Raw genomic sequence first — 18,174 nt, forward strand, 5'->3', positions numbered from 1 at the left:
ACTGGACCATTCACCATCTTCGCGCGCGCCGCGCAGCTCGAGTTCAGCCATGGCGTGCCTCCGTGGCATCGGGGGTCGCGCCTCTGTCCTTGTCGTCCTGCGCCATCGCCAGCGGCGCACCGCCTTCCCACAGGATCAGGCTGGCGGCGCCGATCAGCCCGGCGCGGTCGCCGAGTTCAGCCTGCACGATCGGCACGTCGCGATAGGCCGGCATCGCCCGCTGCTGGATGACCGCTCTGATCGACGGTGCCAGAAGGTCGAACCCGTTGGAAAGGCCGCCTCCCATGACAATCAGATCGGGCGAATAGAGATGAAGCAGGTTGGTGAAGCCGATGCCCAGCCATTGTGCTTCCGCCTCGATCAGGTCGAGAGCGTTGGCGTCGCCGGCCTTGGCAGCCTCTACGACATGCCTGGCCGAGACCTCGCCGTCATTTGACAGCCGTCGTAAGAGCGAGCCGTCGCCCGGCGCGGTCAGTCGCGTGGCGCGGCGGCCGAGCGCGGTTCCGGAGGCAACGGCCTCGAAGCAGCCGATGGCGCCGCAAAAGCAGCGGTCGCCTTCACCGGTGATGGTCATGTGGCCGATCTCGGCCGCCAGTCCGCGCCTGCCGTGATAGATGTGGCCATCGGCGACGACGCCGCCGCCAATGCCGGTCGATACGGTCACGAACACCAGCGATCCGCTGCCGCGTCCGGCGCCAAAACGCCATTCGCCGAGCGCCGCCGCATTGGCGTCGTTTTCCAGCCGCACCGGCAGGCCGAAATGCCGCCCCAGAATGTCGATCAGCGGCACATCATGCCAGCCGGCCAGCGTTGGCGGCGCAATGACGATCCCCGCCTTGGGGTCGAGTGGCCCCGGCGCACCGACGCCGATGCCGGCGACCTTTGCCTGCGGGTGTTCCTTGAGGAGCGTGCCTGCCAAAGCGACGATCTGGCTGATCACCGCCTCCGATCCCGCACCGGCAAGCGTCGACGCTGAAGCATGAGCGACGATACGGCCATCGCTTTCGACCAGCGCACCGCGCAGCGCCGTGCCACCGAGATCGAAGGCGAGCGCAAGCTTGGTCATCAGGCGGCGACCTCCAGCCCGTGCAGCCAGGCCATGCGCCGGGGAAGGTCGGGATCGCCGAAGGCCAGCGAGCCCAGCACCACGGTTTCCGCACCTGCGGCGCGCAGCAGCGGCACGGTCTCGTGGCGGATGCCGCCATCGGCGGCGAGCACGATGTCGGCCTCGCGGCCGGCTTTGCGCATCAGCGCGCGCGCCTCGATCAGGCGCGGACACGCTTGATCGGACAGGCTCTGGCCCTTGACGCCGATGGAAGTGCCGAGCAGCGTCACGAACGCCACTTCCGGCAGGAACGGCGTGACGGCCGCGACCGGTGTTTCCAGCCGCAGCACCACGCCGGCCTCGGCCCCGAGTTCACGCGCCAGTTTCACGGCACGCAGACCGGTCTCGCCGTTTTCGGCGTGCACACTGATCAGGTCGGCGCCGGCCTCGATGAACTGGCGCGTCTGTTCCTCGACGATCTCGGCTTCGACCATCAAATGGACATGGATAGGCTTTGCGGTGAGCTTGGCGATGTGCGCCACCAGATCCGGGAAGAACAGGAAGCCAGGGGTGAAGCGGGCATCGGCGACGTCGATATGATGGACATCGGCATGGGTCTCGATGCGCTTCAAATCGCGCTCCATATTGGCGAGGTCGGCCGACCACAGCGAAAACTCGCCGATAAGCCGGTTGCGCGGCAGAGCGGCAATTGCGGCGGGGCCGGACAGGGGCTTGTTCGTCGTCATCGTCTCAGGCTCCGTAGCCGCGCATTGTCTGGCGGTTGGTTTTGACGGCGCCGGCAGGGTCGGCGGCGGCCGTTTCGGACTCTTCCTCCAGCACCAGCCAGCCGTTGAAATTGGGTGCAGCACCAGCGATCTCGATCACCTTCGCCGTGTCACAGACGCCCTTGCCGAGCATCGCCCAGGTTCCATTCGCGTCGACATCCTTCAGATGCACATAGCGGATGCGGTCGCGATAAGTGGTGAGCGTATCCGCCATGTCCTGGCCACCGCGCAAGATGTGGCCGGTGTCGGGCACCCAGCCCACCAGCGAGGCGTCGAGCAGCCCGAAGATGCGGTCGTAGTCGGCGCGGTCGAACAGCAGCGTGTTGTGATGCGAGCTTGGATGCACCGCGACCTGGACGCCGGCCTCGCGCCCGAGCTCGCCGGCTTTGTTGTAGACCTCGGCGGCGATGGCAAACTTGTGGTCGCGCGGCCCGTCGGAAACGATCGTGGCCGAGCCCATCGACACCAGCGCGCCGGGAAAGGCGGCGGCGAAGTCGATCCAGCGTTTGGCGGTATCGAGGTCGGCGCCGATCTCATCCCTGAGCGTGAAACCGCTCTTCGAGCCGAAGGCGAAGGAGACGAGCGTCAGTCCGGATGATTTCAGCGCGGCCGCGAACTCCGCCGGCTTGCCGGCATAGCGGCCGATCATCGTGTCGGTGATCTCGATGCCGGCATAGCCGCCATCGGCGATCGCCTTGAGCAGATCGTCCGGGCCGCCGGCAAAACGGTCGCCGAGCATTTCCCAGGTAAAGGTTTGGCAGCCGACTTTCAGGTCTTTCACGGTCATCCTTTCATTCCTTGATCCACCTCCGTTGGAGGGACATCCTACTTGACCGACCCTGCGGTCATGCCGGCGAGGAAGAACCTCTGGGCAACCAGGTAGATGACCAGGAGCGGCAGCGAGCCGAGCACGCTGATCGCCATCATCTGGTTCCATTCGAAGGCGTGTTGCCCCATCAACAACTGGATGCCGATCGGGACGGTGCGCATGGACGTCGACTTCGTCAGTGTCAGCGCAAAGAGAAATTCGTTCCAGCACAACAGGAAGGTGTAGACCGACGTCGCCACGATACCAGGCAGTGAAATCGGGACGATCACCCGCCACAGTGCGGTCCAGCTGGTGCCGCCGTCGACAGCCACCGCTTCATCGAGGTCGCGCGGCAAGGTGTTCAGATATCCCGTCATCAGCAGGATCGCATAGGGCAGCGTAAACACCAGATAGGTCAGGATCAGCGCGACATAGGTGTCGAAGATGCCATACGAGACGACAAGCCCGAAGAAGGGGATCAAAAGCGTGATCGGCGGGATCGTCTGCGTGCTGATGATGAGAGTGTTGAGGCTGCCCTTGCCGCGGAAATTGAAACGGCTGAACCCATAGGCCGCCAGCAAGGCGATCAGCACCGTCAGCACGGTCACCGCTCCGGCCACGAAGTAGCTGTTGAAGAAGAAGCGCAGCTTTACCGGGTCGCCCAGGATGGCCGCATACGCTTCCAGCGTGAAGGCCTTCGGCAGGACGGTTGGTGGCAGGGCAAAGATTTCGGTGTTCGACTTGAACGAGCTGCTCAGCATCCAGTAGATCGGGAAGGCCGCGAAAAAGAGCCCTGCGGCAAGCGCGACATGGAGCGCGGCGGTGATCAGCCTGTCTTTCGGCGTGTGCATTTTCCTCATGTGACTACCGAGCCTTTTGATAGCGGATGTAGAACAGCGTCAGGCCGAGAGAGATCAGCAGGATGACCACGGCGCTCGCCGAGGCCTGCGACAGGTTGTAGCTCGAAAACGCCAGCTTGTATGTGTAGGTGCTGAGGACCTCGGTCGAGTAGATCGGACCGCCACCCGTCGTTATCCAGATCAATGGAAAGACCTGCATGGTCCAGATGAAGTCGAGCAGCGAGATGCTGATGATGATTGGCATCAGCTGCGGAATGGTGATGAAGATCAACTTCTGGTAGGCCTTCGCGCCGTCGATATCGGCGGCCTCGTAGAAATCCTTAGGAATGCCCTGCAAGCCTGCGAGCAGGCTGACCATGAAAAGCGGGTAGCCCGCCCAGATATTGGCGAAGGTGACGGCGTGCAGCGCGGTCGCGGACGAGGAAAACCACTCGACCTTGGAACCGATGATGCCCATCTGCATGAGAACACTGTTCACGACACCATTCGGCTCAAGCAGAAGGCGCCAGATCACCGCGATAATTACCGCGGTGAACAGCCAGGGCAGTATGTACAGCACGCGCAGAATGTTGCGCAGCGTCGGATTGATGCGGTCGCTGTTCAGCATGAGTGCGAAGAGCATGCCGATGGTCATATGGAAGACGACACTCATGCAGGTGAAGTAGAGCGTGTGCCACAGCGAGGCCCAGAACACCGGATCGGCAAAGATCGCCTGGTAGTGTTTCAGTCCGGCAAAGGACGGGTCGCGACGCAGCACCGCGCTGTTCTGGAACGAATAGCCAATCACCGTCACCATCGGCAGCAGCATCAGAAGGCCGACTATGAGGAGCGATGGTGACAGATAGAGATAGGGTGCGACCGCTCGTTTCAGTCGATGGTGGGAGCGCTTCTGCCCGGTCATGTGCGACCCCTGGGATGTGCCTTCAGGAGGAAGGTGCGCTTCAAAAACAGGTCCATCTCAAATTGCGATCCGTTGTTGACGGGTGGCCTGGCCGAGGCCGGGCCACCCGGTGGAAGATAGCAAACGGGCAATGGGCCGCTCAGAATTTCGCCATCCAGCCCTTTTGAGCGTTGGTTGCGGCTTGTTCCGGAGACTGCTCGCCGGCAAGCATCTTCTGAGCCTCCACGTCGAACTGGGTCATCAGGTCTTCAGCCACCGGCAGGCCCGTGAACTCGTTGGCGAGATAGCCGGTCTTGAAGATTTCGAAAGCCTTGGCGAAAGCCTTGTCCGAGGTCACGAAATCGGGCTTGGCGTTGACGTTCCCCGGGAAGGCGTTTGCAAGCGACACGAGCTTGGCATTCACCTTTTCACTCATCAGATATTGGACGAGCTTCCAGGCTTCATCCTGATGTTTCGAGGCGGCAGAGATGCCGATGCCCCAGGAGGCATAGGGAAGGCCGCGCTTGCCGTTGTAGTCCGCCACGACTGGGACCGGGATGAGGTCGAAGTTCAGCTTGGGATTGCGTTTGCGGATGAGATTCACATGCGCGAGCGAGTCGATCATCATTCCGACCCGATCGTTGACGAATTCCTCGACCTTTTCCTGCTCGGTCTTGGTGGCAATGCCGGGCGAGATGACGCCGGCGTCGTTCAGCGATTTGACGAAGGTGAGCATATCGACGACCGGCTTGCCCTCGAGAGCCGGCTTGCCTTCAACCATCATCGATTGACCCGAGGCCCAGACCCACGACATCAGGTCGTTCTGGACACCGGACGGCGTTTGCAGCGACAGCGGCAGCACCCAGCCATACTGGTTCTTGTCGGCATGGGTCATCTTCTTGGCGGCTTCGAGAAACTCCGCGCGGGTCGACGGCAGCTTGGTGACGCCTGCCTGGGCGGCGAGGTCCAGATTGACGAAGACCGGATAGACGAACGAAGCCACGGGAAACATCACCGCCTTGCCGTCCACCTTGATGATATCCGCGACCTGGGTCTTGTCGAACCCGCTCGCATCCATCATCGGGTTCATGTCGGCTAGCGCACCCTGCGCGTTCAGATTGTTCACCCAGGCGCCGTCGAGACCGACGACGTCGCTGAGCGTTCCGGTTGCGGCGCCGACCGAGATCTGGTCTCGCGTGGTCGCATAGGGACCGCTGACCAGCGTCACCTTGATGCCGGGGTTTGCAGCCTCGAAGTCGTTCATGATTGCCCTGAGCGATCCCGCCGGCAATTCGGGCTCCCACCATTGGGTGAATTCCAGCGTCGTGTCCGCCATGGCGCCGGTTGCACCAAGCAACCATGCGGCCGCGGCTATTTTCAGCATCGCGGGTCGTATCCGAAACATCATTTTCTCCTCCTTCTTCAAGATCGGCCGCACAATGCGGACGATCGTCTGTTCATTCAGAAGCCTTCTTGTATCTTCCGCAGGCACCTCGCTCCCGCCCGCGGTCTTCCGCAGATCTTCAGATCGCCAGATGCGTTTCGGGATCGAAGAAATGGAACTTGGCATCATCCACGGCCAACCGGATTTCCGAGCCGGAGCGGACGGCGCTGATCGGCTCGAACCTCGCCACCGCGTTCGACGCCAGGCCGAAATCATCCACCGCATCCGGATCGCCGGAGTCCACCCGGACCGCGTCGATGTTCATGTGGACGATCTGTTCGGAGCCGAGTTCCTCGATCGAGGTCACCCTGGCCGGTATCGTCTGATACTTGCGACCGGATTCAAGGCTGCTGTCATAAAGATCCTCCGGTCTGATCCCGAACACGACCTTGCGCCCCGCATACGACCTCAAGGCCGGCCTGCGCACGAAGGCTGCATCCTGCAGCCGGACGGCGAAGTCGCGAAAAGCGAGCTCGCCGCCCTTCAGGGTCGCCTCGAAAAGGTTCATCGAAGGAGAGCCGATGAAGCCGGCAACGAAGGCGTTAACCGGCGATTCATAGAGCCTCTTGGGTGTGTCGACCTGCTGCAGCACACCGCCTTTCAACACCGCGACTCTGTCGCCCATCGTCATCGCTTCGATCTGATCGTGGGTCACGTAAATGGTCGTGACGCCGAGCTGCTTTTGCAGGCTGGTGATTTCGGCGCGCATTTGCACACGCAGTTTCGCATCCAGATTGGAAAGCGGCTCGTCCATGAGAAAGGCGGCCGGCTCGCGCACCATGGCGCGGCCCATGGCAACCCGTTGACGCTGCCCGCCTGACAGGTTCGCGGGTTTGCTGTCCAGCAAAGACGTCAGCTGAAGAGTTTTGGCGATCTCGTCCACGCGCTTCTTGCGCTCGGCCTTCGGCTTGCCTGCCAGCCGCATCGAAAAGGCGATGTTTTCGGATACCGTCATATGCGGGTAGAGCGCGTAGCTCTGGAACACCATCGCGATGTCGCGGTCCTTGGGCGGCATGTCGACGACGTCGACCCCGCCGATCCGAAGGCTGCCGCTGGTGATGTCTTCCAACCCCGCGATCATTCGCAACGCCGTGGATTTGCCGCAGCCGGAAGGCCCGACGAGGATCAAGAACTCGCCGTCCTTGACCGACAGGTTCAACTGGTCGATTGCGCGAAAACTGTTCCCGTAGGTTTTGCAGATCTTCTCAAGAATGACTTCTGCCATATTCCTCCCTCCACAAGTATAAGCCCTGATTTTTATGATTCTCCTGGGCTTGTGTTCGCCTGCGAAATGTTTCGTCGGATCGTTTCAGGTCATGCTCCAGCATCCACATGCGCATTTTTCAGGTCGACTGCTGACGGCGCGTTCGCCGATGCCAGGAGTTGCGTGACCTGGTCCTCGGTCGGAAGCGCCTCGCGCCCGCCACGCCCCGTTATCGAAACGGCCGCCGCCGCGGCCGCGAATGCGATCCGGCCCGCGGTGTCGGCTCCGCGCGTCAACGCATGGGCATAGGCGCCATGAAAGCAGTCACCCGCGCCTGTGGAGTCGACGACCGCAACCCGGTGCGGGGGCAGGTGCCAGAGACCTGTCTCTTCACGGCCGCGATAGTACACACCCCTGCCTCCATCGGTCAGAACCACGGCGGATCGCGATGGCAACCACAAGGCATCGAGCATCTCGGCAGGCGATCGGCGCCCCGTGGCAGTCCGTGCAAAGCTAAGTGGAAGAATGAGATGGTCGCAGAGCGCGATCAGCCGCTCCGTGGCGGGGCCGCTGCTCCATTCGATATCGCCGAGGATCGCAAGGCCGAGATCGCGAGCCCGAGCCACGACATCCAGCGACCCGGTCGCATAGCTATCGACGATCAGGACGGTTGCGCGGCTGAGGATATCGTCCGGAAAGTCCGGAGCGGTGCCCAGCATCGCATCGTCGTCATACGCGATGAACCTTTCCCCGTCCGAGCCGACGGTGATCCGCGAGTGCACCGGGCGCGCGTCGGGATGGCGCGGCGCGAATGCGGTTTCAATACCGCTCGCCACGAGATCGAGCAGAACGGCGTCGTCCGCGGCACTGGCCAGCCATCCGACGAACCCGGCGGTTCCGCCGAGCCGCGCGACGGCGGCAAGCGCCGTCGCGACATTTCCCCCGAAAGCGCGGGTACTTTGCAGAACCTTACCCTTGCCCGCCGACAATGGCTGATCGACGTAGACGATGTCGTCTATCGCAATAGCGCCGAAGCCGAGGGTGGCGGGGACGGTGGGCATCGTTCAGGCGCCCGCCTTCGCCAAGGCGTCTTGCGCCGAAAGGCCGTCATGGATGACGCCGCGAAAGGCAAGCGCTGCCTTCTCCGGATCGCCGTGCCCCCAGAGATTGCGGCCGACCACGGCGCCGCGCGCGCCGGCACGGATGGCATCCGCCGTCTGCTGAAGCGCGCCGAGCAGCGTATCGGTCTTTGGACCGCCCGCGATGACAACCGGCACCGGGCAGGTCCGGACGGTCTCCCGGAACGACTCGAAATCCCCGGTGTAGCCGATCTTGATCACGTCGACGCCGGACTCGTAGCCGATGCGCGCCGCATAGGCGATCTCGTCGGGGGTGAAGACGATCTTTGCTCCGTCGGTGAAATCGCGAGGGTAGATATGCGCCACCACAGGCATGCCGTAGCGGGCCGCCGCATTCACCGAATCGGTCAGCCAGCGTATGTATTTGCCCTCCGTCGCGCCGCGCACCGGAATGGCCACGGCCAACGCATCGGCCCCCGCGCGCACCGCGTCCTCGGGCGTTGCGATCAACTCGCTGATGCGATCGTCCGCGGTGAAGCAGCCCGCCTGAATCACCAGGGAAGCTTTGCCCGCATATTGCGGCCACAGATGGCGCGCGGTGCCAGGCTGGATGCTGACGTAGTCGGGTTTGCCCGCCATGACGCGTGCGAGCGCACCCGGCAGGTCGGCAAGGCCGCCTTTGCGCACGTCGCCATAGCCGACGAAGTGGTCGACCGCGCCGCCAAAAAGGTTCCCCGATGGATGCGAGAAGAGGCGCGCGAGGCGCACCTTGGTTCCTAGGCTCATGAGTCCAAAATTCCCTGATCGGTTGATTTAAAAATGCTCGATCCAGTGTTTCCGAAAGAAAAAAGAAAAACAATCTTTCGAAAGCTTTCGAATCTGCATATTTCCGGTAAGGTGAGCCGAGGCCGGCGCGATTGCTCGGCGCAGGCAGGCAAGGGCAGGGCAATGTTGTCGGAGCAGAGACGCCAATCGATCCTGGGCGAGGTGCAACGCAGCGGACAGGTTCGCATCAAGGACCTGTCGGACGGGTTTGGCGTGTCGGAGGTCACGGTGCGCTCCGACCTCGAAATACTGGACCGCAAGGGACTGCTGACCAAGACCCGTGGAGGAGCGGTGACCCGGACCACCGATTCGACGACGGCCGCGTTCGCGCGGCGGATGCAAACGAACCTCGACGCAAAGAAGCGCATCGCCCGGGCGGCGCTCGACCTTTTCGAGGACAACCAGTCGATCATCTTCGACGGTGGCTCGACCTTGATGCAGCTTGCCATGCAGTTACCGCCGCTCAGCAATGTCGTGGTCGCGGCCACGGCCATGAATATCGTGCAGCATCTTATGCATCGTCCCGGGCTCGACGTTCATATGATCGGCGGCCGGGTCTATCCCGACACGGTGAGCACGCTGATCACCGATGCCGATACGGCTCTCGGCGGCCTGGTAGCGCATCAGGTCTTTGTTGGAGCGCATGCGATAGACTCGTCACTGGATGTGGTCGACGTGAACGAAGACATGGCGCGAACGAAGCGAAACCTCGTTCGCATGGCCCGGCGCGTTGTCCTGCTCGCCGATTCGAGCAAATGGGGCGTCAGCGGGACGTCCAAGGCATTTTCGCTGTCGGCCGTCGATGTGGTGATCACCGACGATGGCCTGCCCGGTCCAATACGCAGCGAGCTTGATAGGATCGGGGCCAAGGTGATCTATGCCTGAACCCATCCCGGTCTCTGATGCGCGACGGAAAGCGCGCATGAGCCACGGGCTTCGCAGCGGCCGTCGGCCGTTTTTCATGCCGGTCATGTTCTCCTCCTCACGCTGGCGGCCTCCCAGTGCACGCCAGAATTCTCATAAGCTCTATAAAAATTTTACGCGCGTCAACATTTAAAGTCCTGTATAGCGGATTGCGGGGGGTCGTGGGAACTGCAACGGTTGCGCAGCATGCCCTTGGCTTCGGAGGAAAGCTGGAAATGCACGGAAAATCAGAGACAAAGCTCGGCATCGGTGTCATCGGCTGCGGCAACATCTCGATGACCTATCTGCGCAATGCAGCGCTCTTTGGTGGTGTCGAGCTACGCGCCTGCGCCGACATTTCCGCTGACATGGCCGAGCTGCGCGCCAGGGAATACGGCATCCGCGCCCTCGGCGTTGACGCGCTGCTGGCCGACCCCAATATCGACCTCGTGCTGAACCTGACAATCCCCGCGGCGCATTTCGATATTTCGTTCTCGGCGCTTTCGGCGGGCAAGCACGTCTTCACCGAAAAGCCGTTGGCAACCTCCGCCGCCGACGGCCGCCGGCTTGTCGCCGAGGCCGCGAAGCGCGGCCTGCTGATCGGCTCGGCGCCGGACACATTCCTGGGTGCAGCCGGCCGCCGCGCGCGCCGGCTGATGGATGACGGCGCCATCGGCAAGCCGGTGACCGGCACCGCTTTCATGATGGGACGGGGCATGGAGCACTGGCATCCCAATCCGCAATTCTATTATCAGCCCGGCGGCGGTCCGGTGTTCGACATGGGTCCCTATTACCTGACCGTGCTGGTCAATCTGCTCGGGCCGGTCGAGCGCGTCATGGCGATGGCGACGCGCGGCCAGGAGGAGAGGCTGATCACGGCCGACGGGCCGTTCAAGAACACGACATTCAAGGTCGGCACGCCGACCAACATAATATCGCTGCTCGAATTCCGCTCGGGCGCCACCGTCACCTTCGGCGCCTCATGGGATGTTTTCAGACACTCCAACCATCCCATTGAACTGCACGGCACCGAAGGCTCGCTCAGGCTACCCGATCCCGACACGTTCGGCGGCACGGTCTCGCTGTCGGAACGTGGCGCCGACTGGGCCGATTTCGCCAGCGAGAGCGAATTGTATGGCGCCCGCAACTGGCCCTATGTGGCGCCCGACCGCGCCAATTACCGCATGCTCGGCGTCGCCGATCTGGCGCGCGCGCTGGCCACGGGCAGAAAGCCGCGCGCCTCCGGTGAGCTGGCGCTGCAGGTGCTGGAGATCATGGAGGCGATCCTGGCTTCCGGCGAAAGCCGCGGCTCGGTTGCCGTCAACGGCACGGTCGACCAGCCGCCGCTGCTTGGCGAAGACGAAGCGGCAACCCTGCTTGCCTGACGGGAGGTTCGTCCGTGACATTGCCACCGTCCCTGCCGACACTCGATCCGGAGGCCCGGCATGTGCTCGAACTCGGCAGCCAGGCCGGCGCGCCGCCGTTCGAAACGGGAACGCCTGAACAGGCGCGCCGTGCCTACAATGAGGGCTTCCCAAACCTGCAAGGCGAGCGTGAGCCGGTAGCGGCACTCAATGAGCGCATCATCTCCGGACCCTGCGGACCACTTAGGCTCAGGATCTATCTTGGGCAGGGCGCGCCTTCGGCAGGCGCTCCGGCGCTGCTCTATCTCCATGGCGGCGGCTGGGTGATCGGCAATCTCGACTCGCATGACGAGATCTGCCGCTGGTTCGCCAACGGGGCAGTCGCTGTCGTCGTTTCCGTCGACTACCGGCTGGCGCCGGAACACAAATTCCCGGCGGCAATAGAGGATTGCCGAGCGGCACTTGCTTACATGCAAAGCGCCGCGGACGAACTCGGCATCGACGCTGCCCGCATCGCGGTTGCCGGCGACAGCGCGGGCGGCAATCTCGCCACGGTGCTCGGCCTGCTCACGCGGGGGGACAAAAATCCGCCGGCAGCGCAGCTGCTGTTTTATCCCAACACCGATGCCGGGCAGACGACGGACAGCTATCGGCGCTTCGCCATAGGCTTTGGCCTGACCGCCTCGACCATGGCCTGGTTCCGCGACCATTATGTCCGCAATGCCGCCGACATCGGCGACTGGCGTACCTCACCGCTGAAGGCGGAAAGCCTCGCCGGTGCGCCGCCCACCTTCATCGCCATCGCCGGTCACGACATCCTCGCCGACGAAGGCGAGGCCTATGCCAGGCGTCTGCAGCAGGCTGGCGTGCCGGTCGTGCTGGAACACTGGCCCGGTCAGATCCACGGCTTCGTCTCGATGGGCCGTCACGGCCCGGCAGCGAGACAGGCGGTTGCCGCCGCCATTGCCGCGTGGCGAAGCTTCGATCCTGCCTTTGGAAAGGCTCAAGCGGACTGACGCATCACCAGGGCGGCGTCGAGGCTGACCTTCGGCGCGACGTTTGCCGTATCCTCGTTGAGCAAAGCGAGCAGTGTCTCGACGCTGCGCCCCGCCATGGCGGCAAAATCCTGCGCGATGGTGGTCAGTGCGGGGCAGGTGTAGCGGCTCAGCGGATGGTCGTCATGGGCGGCGATACGCAGGTCGCAATCGGCCTTGCGGCCGATCTTCAGCCCTTTCGCGAAGGCTGCCGCCATCACGCCGAAAGCCAGGCGGTCATTCGCACACAGTATGGTCTTGCCGGGCAGACCTCCGGTCTTGCCGGGCAGACCCCCGGTCTTGCCCGGCAGGCCGCTGGCCCCGAGCATCTGTTCCATCTGCTTGTAGCCGATGCGCTCGAAATCCCATGTGTAGTCTCGGGTGTTGCCGATAACCACCGGCTCCTGGCCAAGTTGACGCATCGCGGCGACGTAACTGTTCAGGCGCTCCGGCGAATTGTGATTGACATGCGGGATGTCGAAATAGACCGGGGCGTCGCCGGAGCGGCAGAGATAGTCGACGATGGTCGAGACGCTCTGGGCATTGTTGTTGCCGACAAAGGGCGTGCCGCCTTCAAGATAGGTGTCGAAATAGACGACCGGCATTGTCTGGGTCAGCTTCTCCAGCGTGCGCCGGTCCGAGCGCAAGCCGAGCGGCGCGATCAGCGCGCCCGAAACTTTCAGCGACAGGATGGTACGTGTCGCCTCCATTTCGAGCTCGGTTGAGCCATGCGAGGAGATGACGATCGGCCAGTAGCCCTCGTCGCGCAGCCTGAGCTCGATGCGGCTGACCATTTCGGAATAGAAGGGATCGGTGACCGTCGGTACGACAATGCCGATGGCGCGGGTGCGCTTGCGGTTGAGGTTGCGGGCAAACAGATTGGGCTGGTAGTCGGACGACCGCAACGCCTCTTCGATGCGCTTGCGCGTTGCCGGCTTGACGCTGGTCGGATCGTCGAAATATTTCGACAGCGTCGGCCTGGAGACGCCGCAGGAGCGGGCGAAATCCTCCATCGTCTTGTGCGTCATTGGCATTCAATCCTCGTCTGGCACGCGCCAGAACCTCGGTCATCCCTTGACGCTGCCCACGGTCCTGCAGCCGGCGCGTCCGCCACGCAACGGCAGACGAAATTTACAGGAAACGTCAGTGGGTTCAACGCGCAATGACAGATTATACCGTGCGTAAATTTGTTCAATTGACGCGAAAATTGTCGCGCATCAAAGTCTCGGTCACAAAGAGCGCTGAAAAGTCCAGGCACCATGACACAACAGATCGATCGGCTTCTTTCCCAGCTATATCGTCGGCTCGATGCCGCCGCGATTGTGATCGGCGATGCTATCGATCCGCGCTATGGCGACGACCTCTCCGGCAAGGGCGGCAGCCAGCCCGAACTGGTCTTGCGTCCGCGCAACGCCGCCGACGTCGCCGAAATCCTGCGCCTATGCAGTGGTATCGGCCAGAAGCTGGTCGTCCATGGCGGCCGCACCGGGCTGGCCGGCGGCGCGCGCGTGCAGCCGGGCGAAGCGGTGCTGTCGCTGGAGCGCATGACCGCGGTCGAAGCGCCCGACCGCGCCGCGGCAACCATCATCGCGGAAGCCGGCGCGCCGCTGCAAATGGTGCAGGAAGCGGCCGATGCAGCCGGCCTGATGTTCGGCGTAGATATCGGCGCGCGCGGCACGGCGACGGTCGGCGGCAACATCGCCACGAATGCCGGCGGCATTCGCGTGCTGCGCTACGGCATGTACCGCGCCCAGGTGCTGGGGCTGGAGGCCGTGCTTGCCGACGGCTCGATCCTGACTTCGTTGCGTGGCCTGGCCAAGGACAATTCGGGATACGATCTCAACCAGCTTTTCATTGGCAGCGAAGGCACGCTGGGCGTGGTTACTCGCGCCTGCCTGCGGCTGCATCCCAAGCCCGCCACCGAGGTTGCCGCCTTTTGCGCCCTTGGCTCGCTGGGGGCGGCCATTGCGCTGCTCGACCTGCTCAAGCAGCGGCTCGGTCCCTTGCTGTCAGCCTATGAGGTGAATTTCTCGCCGCTCTACGGCTCCATGATTGCCGGCATGGCGGCGCCGGCGCCGCTGCCGGCCGGCGCGCCGGTTTACGTGCTGGCCGAGATCCAGGGCAATCAGGCCGAGCTGGACGGCGAGCGTTTCGCTTCGGTGCTGATGCAGGCGGTCGAAGACGGCATCGTCGCCGACGTGGTCGTCTCGCAGTCGCCGCGCGAATTCCGTGCGCTATGGGATGTGCGCGAAGAGGCCAACCGCTTCCTGTTTGCGATCGAGGGCATGATCGGCGTCGACATCAGCATCCCGTTGGCGACCATGGCGGGTTTCCTGCGCAACGCCGAAGCCGCGATCCACGCCGTCGACAGCCGCGCCGAGATCTACGTCTTCGGCCATCTCGGCGACGGCAATCTGCACTATCAGGTCGACACCACGGAACCGGCGGCCGCCTATGAGATCATCTATCGCGGCGTGGCGGCATGCGGTGGCGCCGTCTCGGCCGAGCACGGCATCGGCCTCGACAAGAAGAAATGGCTGAACCTCGTGCGCAGCGACGCCGAACTATCAGCCATGCGCCGGCTGAAGGTGGCGTTCGATCCGCACAACATTCTCAACCCAGGGCGGATTTTCGATATCATTTGATCGCCAGGAGGATCTAGCTTGCAACTGGCGAGAGCAGCGCGTGGAAGTCGACCGTTCTCATCTGCTCGACGCCGTCCAGAGTCATATTTCCCGCGACATAGACGATGATTGCCAGACCGAGCCAGCCGATCCAGCGATACCTGGCAAGCAGCGCCGCCACCAGCGTCGAGGCGACCGCCATCAGAACCACCGACAGGATGAGACCGAACACCAGCGCATTCATGTCGTGGGCGGCGGCGCCCGCCACGGCCAGCACATTGTCCAGCGACATCGAGACATCGGCGACGACGATCTGCAGGATCGCGGTGCGCAGCGCCTTGGCCGGCCGCGCCGTCGCAAGTGCTGCGGCTTCAGTGTCGACGTCCTCGCCGTCGCCGGCCGAGCGCAACTCCTGGAACATGTTCCAGCACACCCAGAACAAAAGCATGCCGCCGACCAGCATGATCCCCGGAATTTCCAGCAGTTGCACCGCGATCACCGCAAAGACGACGCGGATCACCGCCGCCGCGGCAATGCCGGCGATGATCGCCTTCTGCCGCAACGCCTTGGCGAGGCCTGCGGCCGCCATGCCGATCACCACGACATTGTCGCCAGACAGCACAAGGTTGATGGTGATGACTTCCAGATAAGCGGCGACAGTCGTCTGGTCGAAACTCATAGAGCGGTCTCCCCGGAAGGCTCCGGCTGGTTGCGGCGGATCGGACCGATGTCTGCGCAAACGCGAAGACAGCTGATTTGAGTGCAGCCCGGCATTGAAACAAGACGCCAGCGCGGCCAATCGGTCCTCATCCACGGAATTCATCGCCGGGTCGTGATTTCCGACCAGAAATGCCCGTCCCAGAATGCCCATCATGGAAGGGAAGACAAAAGCGTTCCGCTTGCCTATCAATATTGCCGACCAAAGGAGAGACGAGCATGAGCAAGACGGCACTGATTTTCTGGGGCGGATGGGAAGGCCACACGCCGGCTCGCAGCGCCGCTGTCGTCAGCGAGATATTGACGGGGCATGGCTTCGAAGTGCGGATAGAAGAGGGCACATCGGCGCTCGCCGATCCGCAGCTCCCGGCCATCGATCTGATCGTGCCGGTGATCACCATGTCGACGATCGATAAACCGGAGCTGCAAAACCTCACCGCCGCCGTCAGCGGCGGGACCGGCCTTGCCGGCTTCCATGGCACCATGGGCGACAGTTTTCGCAACGAACCGGCCTATCAGTTCATGACCGGCGGCCAATGGGTCGCGCACCCCGGCGACATCATCGACTACCGTGTCGACATCATCAGCGACGATCCGATCGTCAGGGGTATCGAGGGTTTCGCCTACCATTCCGAGCAGTATTACATGCATGTCGACCCGAGCAACGAGGTGCTGGCGACGACGACGTTCAGCGGTGAGCATCTCGACTTCATCGACGGCGTCGTCATGCCCGTGGTCTGGAAGCGCCGCTATGGCAAGGGCCGCGTCTTCTTCAGCGCGCTCGGCCACACCGCGGATGAGTTTTCCGTGCCGCAAATGCGCACCATTCTCGAGCGTGGGGTGCTGTGGGCCAGCCGATCGGCCTGATCCCGGGCTTGGCGTCAAGCTGAGCGCAGTGGGACGGATTGCTTATAGCGATCGTCCAGTTCCGCGAAGCGGCGCTCCCGACACTGCTGGGGGCGCGCTGGCGAAGGAATCGCCAATGCCATGACACTCGAGCCGTATCGTTCGACGGGCGGCTTTTCGGAGGATTGGATGGCGTCGGGATACGGGAAAGTAGAAGACTCTAATTCTCTCTGAATCCTCGATTGAGCGAGTCGCGAACCGGCGCCAGCATATAGTCGAGCAGTGTGTGCTCGCCAGTCAGGATCATCACTTCGGCAGGCATGCCGGGCGACAATTTTACGTCATGGAGGGTTGCGAGGTCAGCCATATCGACTTTGATCTTGGCGAGAAAATAGGGTTCTCCGGTCCTCTCGTCCGTCAGCCGGTCGGCCGATACCGAGGTGAGCAACCCGTGGATTTGCGGAAGATGCCGTGTTGGATAGGCTGACAGCACAACGCGTGCCGGCATGTCCGGATGCACCATGTCGATGTCCCGCGGCTTGATCCGTGAATCGATGACCAGGTTGGACCCATTCGGAACGATATCGAGGAGGGGCTGGCCGCTGGAAATCACGCCAGATTCAGTTGTGACACGCACGTTCATCACTGTTCCCGCGATCGGCGCGACAATGTCAGTCCTGGCCAGCACATCCTGACGCGAGGGTAACAGGCTCCGCAATTCGGCCAGATCGCCGCGCACCTTGCCAAGATCCTCGTTCGCTTTCTCACCATCCTGTTGCCGCAAATTGAGAAGCTGCAGCTCGGTCTCGCCGATCTGCTGTTCGTTGCGCGCGACCTGCGACCGGTTCGACGCCTGGCTCGCTCGGATGTCGGCCTGGGCACGCTGCAGCGCAAGGATCCGCGGCAGGCGCTCCAATCCCTTTTTGTACATTTCCTGTGCCGAAGCGATCTCGCGGTCGATCAGCCCCAGTTGCTCCTCCTCGGCTGCGATCACTTCCCTGGACCCGGTGATTTGCTCCTCTATCTGCCGTATCCGCTTGTTGAGGATCTGCTCGCGCCCCTCGCGAGTGGCAAGGCGGCTGCGAAGCAGTTCCTGCTCTTCAGCGGCCACTTTCTGCCCGGCCTGGTTGTCAGCCGATGTCAGTTCCTTGGGAAAAATGATCTGATCTTCTCCGGCAACCTCCGCACCCAAGCGCGCTTCGACCGCCAGCAAGCGAATGTAGCGCTCATGCAGCTCGTCGTAGCGGCCCTGTGCATCGGTCGTCTTCATGCTTATCAGAACCTGGCCCGCTGTGACCTTGTCGCCATCCCGCACGTGGATCATCCCGATGATGCCGCCCTCCAGATGCTGAACGGTCTTCCGGTAGCCGTCCGGGCTGACGATGCCGGGGGCCACGATGGCGCTGGCCAGGAGGGCCACGTCTGACCAGAGGGCGATGCCGCCGACAAAGAACAGCGCGGAGAAATAGCCGAGTATACGCGCTGGACGCGTCCGGCGATTCAGGTCGCGCTTGCTATCGCGATATGCAGACGAACGCCGCCGGACAAGCCCGACAAGCCCGACAAGCACGAGCACGAACAGCGCGGTGGCAGTTGCAGCCAGCGCGGCGCGCGCCGGCACGTCCAGGCTGTCGAAACGGTTCGAAGCCGCCGCAGCTAGATCTCCAGCAGCGACAACTAACCTGTCCAGCACGTCACGCAGGCTGGCCATCAGCATGTCCATCATCTTCGACAGGTCGCTAAATCGGTCGCTCAT

General features: G+C 62.9%; 17 protein-coding genes. 5 read left to right on the forward strand and 12 right to left on the reverse strand.

Features of this window, described 5'->3' with window-relative positions:
• Positions 1-43: 43 nt before the first annotated feature.
• The 9 genes from NKJ18_RS09350 to NKJ18_RS09390 all read right to left on the reverse strand — a co-directional run bounded on the left by NKJ18_RS09350 (position 44) and on the right by NKJ18_RS09390 (position 8,891).
• Positions 44-1,066 (reverse strand): ROK family protein, encoded by a 1,023-nt coding sequence (locus NKJ18_RS09350; RefSeq protein WP_352758135.1) that lies wholly within the window; start codon positions 1,064-1,066, stop codon positions 44-46.
• Entirely contained in the window at positions 1,066-1,791 is a 726-nt protein-coding gene (locus NKJ18_RS09355; protein ID WP_352758136.1) for a ribulose-phosphate 3-epimerase, read from the reverse strand. Before NKJ18_RS09355 ends, NKJ18_RS09350 begins: the two co-directional genes overlap by 1 nt.
• A gap of 4 nt (positions 1,792-1,795) precedes the next feature.
• A complete protein-coding gene (locus NKJ18_RS09360; protein ID WP_352758137.1) occupies positions 1,796-2,617 on the reverse strand; it encodes a sugar phosphate isomerase/epimerase family protein in 822 nt (273 codons plus the stop codon).
• A 38-nt stretch (positions 2,618-2,655) separates the two neighbouring features.
• Positions 2,656-3,498 carry a carbohydrate ABC transporter permease gene (locus NKJ18_RS09365; RefSeq protein WP_352758138.1) on the reverse strand — a complete coding sequence of 281 codons (843 nt, stop codon included), beginning with the start codon at positions 3,496-3,498 and terminating at the stop codon, positions 2,656-2,658.
• Between the two features lie 4 nt (positions 3,499-3,502).
• Positions 3,503-4,399 (reverse strand): carbohydrate ABC transporter permease, encoded by an 897-nt coding sequence (locus NKJ18_RS09370; protein WP_352758139.1) that lies wholly within the window; start codon positions 4,397-4,399, stop codon positions 3,503-3,505.
• A gap of 139 nt (positions 4,400-4,538) precedes the next feature.
• Complete coding sequence (locus NKJ18_RS09375) at positions 4,539-5,786, reverse strand: ABC transporter substrate-binding protein (protein ID WP_023729221.1); 1,248 nt, start codon at positions 5,784-5,786, stop codon at positions 4,539-4,541.
• Between the two features lie 115 nt (positions 5,787-5,901).
• Positions 5,902-7,047, reverse strand: a complete 1,146-nt coding sequence (locus tag NKJ18_RS09380; protein WP_023686996.1) for an ABC transporter ATP-binding protein — start codon at positions 7,045-7,047, stop codon at positions 5,902-5,904.
• A gap of 89 nt (positions 7,048-7,136) precedes the next feature.
• A complete protein-coding gene (locus tag NKJ18_RS09385) occupies positions 7,137-8,087 on the reverse strand; it encodes a PfkB family carbohydrate kinase (protein ID WP_352652773.1) in 951 nt (316 codons plus the stop codon).
• A 3-nt stretch (positions 8,088-8,090) separates the two neighbouring features.
• A complete protein-coding gene (locus NKJ18_RS09390; protein ID WP_023692211.1) occupies positions 8,091-8,891 on the reverse strand; it encodes a beta/alpha barrel domain-containing protein in 801 nt (266 codons plus the stop codon).
• A gap of 162 nt (positions 8,892-9,053) precedes the next feature.
• On the opposite strand from NKJ18_RS09390, the gene NKJ18_RS09395 reads away from it, so the two are divergent.
• The 3 genes from NKJ18_RS09395 (at position 9,054) to NKJ18_RS09405 (ending at position 12,213) form a co-directional block, all read left to right on the forward strand.
• On the forward strand, positions 9,054-9,815 hold the full coding sequence (locus NKJ18_RS09395; protein ID WP_023686999.1) for a DeoR/GlpR family DNA-binding transcription regulator: 762 nt from the start codon (positions 9,054-9,056) through the stop codon (positions 9,813-9,815).
• Positions 9,816-10,069: 254 nt separating this feature from the next.
• The gene (locus tag NKJ18_RS09400; protein WP_023751834.1) at positions 10,070-11,218 is read left to right on the forward strand and encodes a Gfo/Idh/MocA family protein; all 1,149 of its coding nucleotides are present in this window, start codon (positions 10,070-10,072) and stop codon (positions 11,216-11,218) included.
• Between the two features lie 14 nt (positions 11,219-11,232).
• A complete protein-coding gene (locus tag NKJ18_RS09405) occupies positions 11,233-12,213 on the forward strand; it encodes an alpha/beta hydrolase (protein ID WP_245271874.1) in 981 nt (326 codons plus the stop codon).
• Here NKJ18_RS09405 and NKJ18_RS09410 read toward each other — a convergent pair.
• Positions 12,201-13,265, reverse strand: coding sequence for a LacI family DNA-binding transcriptional regulator (locus NKJ18_RS09410; protein WP_031197970.1), 1,065 nt, complete (start codon positions 13,263-13,265; stop codon positions 12,201-12,203). The two genes, NKJ18_RS09405 and NKJ18_RS09410, sit on opposite strands and share 13 nt — an antisense overlap.
• Before the next feature lie 225 nt (positions 13,266-13,490).
• Here NKJ18_RS09410 and NKJ18_RS09415 point away from each other — a divergent pair, with 225 nt between their 5' ends.
• A complete protein-coding gene (locus tag NKJ18_RS09415; RefSeq protein WP_352758140.1) occupies positions 13,491-14,876 on the forward strand; it encodes an FAD-binding oxidoreductase in 1,386 nt (461 codons plus the stop codon).
• A 13-nt stretch (positions 14,877-14,889) separates the two neighbouring features.
• Here NKJ18_RS09415 and NKJ18_RS09420 read toward each other — a convergent pair whose 3' ends face one another.
• Positions 14,890-15,534 carry a YjbE family putative metal transport protein gene (locus NKJ18_RS09420; protein ID WP_352758141.1) on the reverse strand — a complete coding sequence of 215 codons (645 nt, stop codon included), beginning with the start codon at positions 15,532-15,534 and terminating at the stop codon, positions 14,890-14,892.
• Between the two features lie 257 nt (positions 15,535-15,791).
• Between NKJ18_RS09420 and NKJ18_RS09425 the strand changes: the two genes are divergently transcribed.
• Positions 15,792-16,439, forward strand: coding sequence for a ThuA domain-containing protein (locus tag NKJ18_RS09425; protein WP_023726317.1), 648 nt, complete (start codon positions 15,792-15,794; stop codon positions 16,437-16,439).
• Between the two features lie 199 nt (positions 16,440-16,638).
• On the opposite strand, the gene NKJ18_RS09430 is transcribed toward NKJ18_RS09425, so the two are convergent.
• A complete protein-coding gene (locus NKJ18_RS09430) occupies positions 16,639-18,174 on the reverse strand; it encodes an HlyD family type I secretion periplasmic adaptor subunit (RefSeq protein ID WP_023726318.1) in 1,536 nt (511 codons plus the stop codon).

This window comes from Mesorhizobium sp. M0217, assembly GCF_040321955.1.
Lineage (GTDB): Bacteria > Pseudomonadota > Alphaproteobacteria > Rhizobiales > Rhizobiaceae > Mesorhizobium.

Coding starts and splice junctions, on each gene's coding strand:
- NKJ18_RS09370 (WP_352758139.1), bottom strand. CDS start 4,399: ATGACCGGGCAGAAGCGCTCCCACCATCGACTGAAACGAGCGGTCGCA.
- NKJ18_RS09420 (WP_352758141.1), bottom strand. CDS start 15,534: ATGAGTTTCGACCAGACGACTGTCGCCGCTTATCTGGAAGTCATCACC.
- NKJ18_RS09390 (WP_023692211.1), bottom strand. CDS start 8,891: ATGAGCCTAGGAACCAAGGTGCGCCTCGCGCGCCTCTTCTCGCATCCA.
- NKJ18_RS09360 (WP_352758137.1), bottom strand. CDS start 2,617: ATGACCGTGAAAGACCTGAAAGTCGGCTGCCAAACCTTTACCTGGGAA.
- NKJ18_RS09400 (WP_023751834.1), top strand. CDS start 10,070: ATGCACGGAAAATCAGAGACAAAGCTCGGCATCGGTGTCATCGGCTGC.
- NKJ18_RS09385 (WP_352652773.1), bottom strand. CDS start 8,087: ATGCCCACCGTCCCCGCCACCCTCGGCTTCGGCGCTATTGCGATAGAC.
- NKJ18_RS09430 (WP_023726318.1), bottom strand. CDS start 18,174: ATGAGCGACCGATTTAGCGACCTGTCGAAGATGATGGACATGCTGATG.
- NKJ18_RS09350 (WP_352758135.1), bottom strand. CDS start 1,066: ATGACCAAGCTTGCGCTCGCCTTCGATCTCGGTGGCACGGCGCTGCGC.
- NKJ18_RS09425 (WP_023726317.1), top strand. CDS start 15,792: ATGAGCAAGACGGCACTGATTTTCTGGGGCGGATGGGAAGGCCACACG.
- NKJ18_RS09410 (WP_031197970.1), bottom strand. CDS start 13,265: ATGCCAATGACGCACAAGACGATGGAGGATTTCGCCCGCTCCTGCGGC.
- NKJ18_RS09365 (WP_352758138.1), bottom strand. CDS start 3,498: ATGAGGAAAATGCACACGCCGAAAGACAGGCTGATCACCGCCGCGCTC.
- NKJ18_RS09375 (WP_023729221.1), bottom strand. CDS start 5,786: ATGATGTTTCGGATACGACCCGCGATGCTGAAAATAGCCGCGGCCGCA.
- NKJ18_RS09415 (WP_352758140.1), top strand. CDS start 13,491: ATGACACAACAGATCGATCGGCTTCTTTCCCAGCTATATCGTCGGCTC.
- NKJ18_RS09380 (WP_023686996.1), bottom strand. CDS start 7,047: ATGGCAGAAGTCATTCTTGAGAAGATCTGCAAAACCTACGGGAACAGT.
- NKJ18_RS09395 (WP_023686999.1), top strand. CDS start 9,054: ATGTTGTCGGAGCAGAGACGCCAATCGATCCTGGGCGAGGTGCAACGC.
- NKJ18_RS09355 (WP_352758136.1), bottom strand. CDS start 1,791: ATGACGACGAACAAGCCCCTGTCCGGCCCCGCCGCAATTGCCGCTCTG.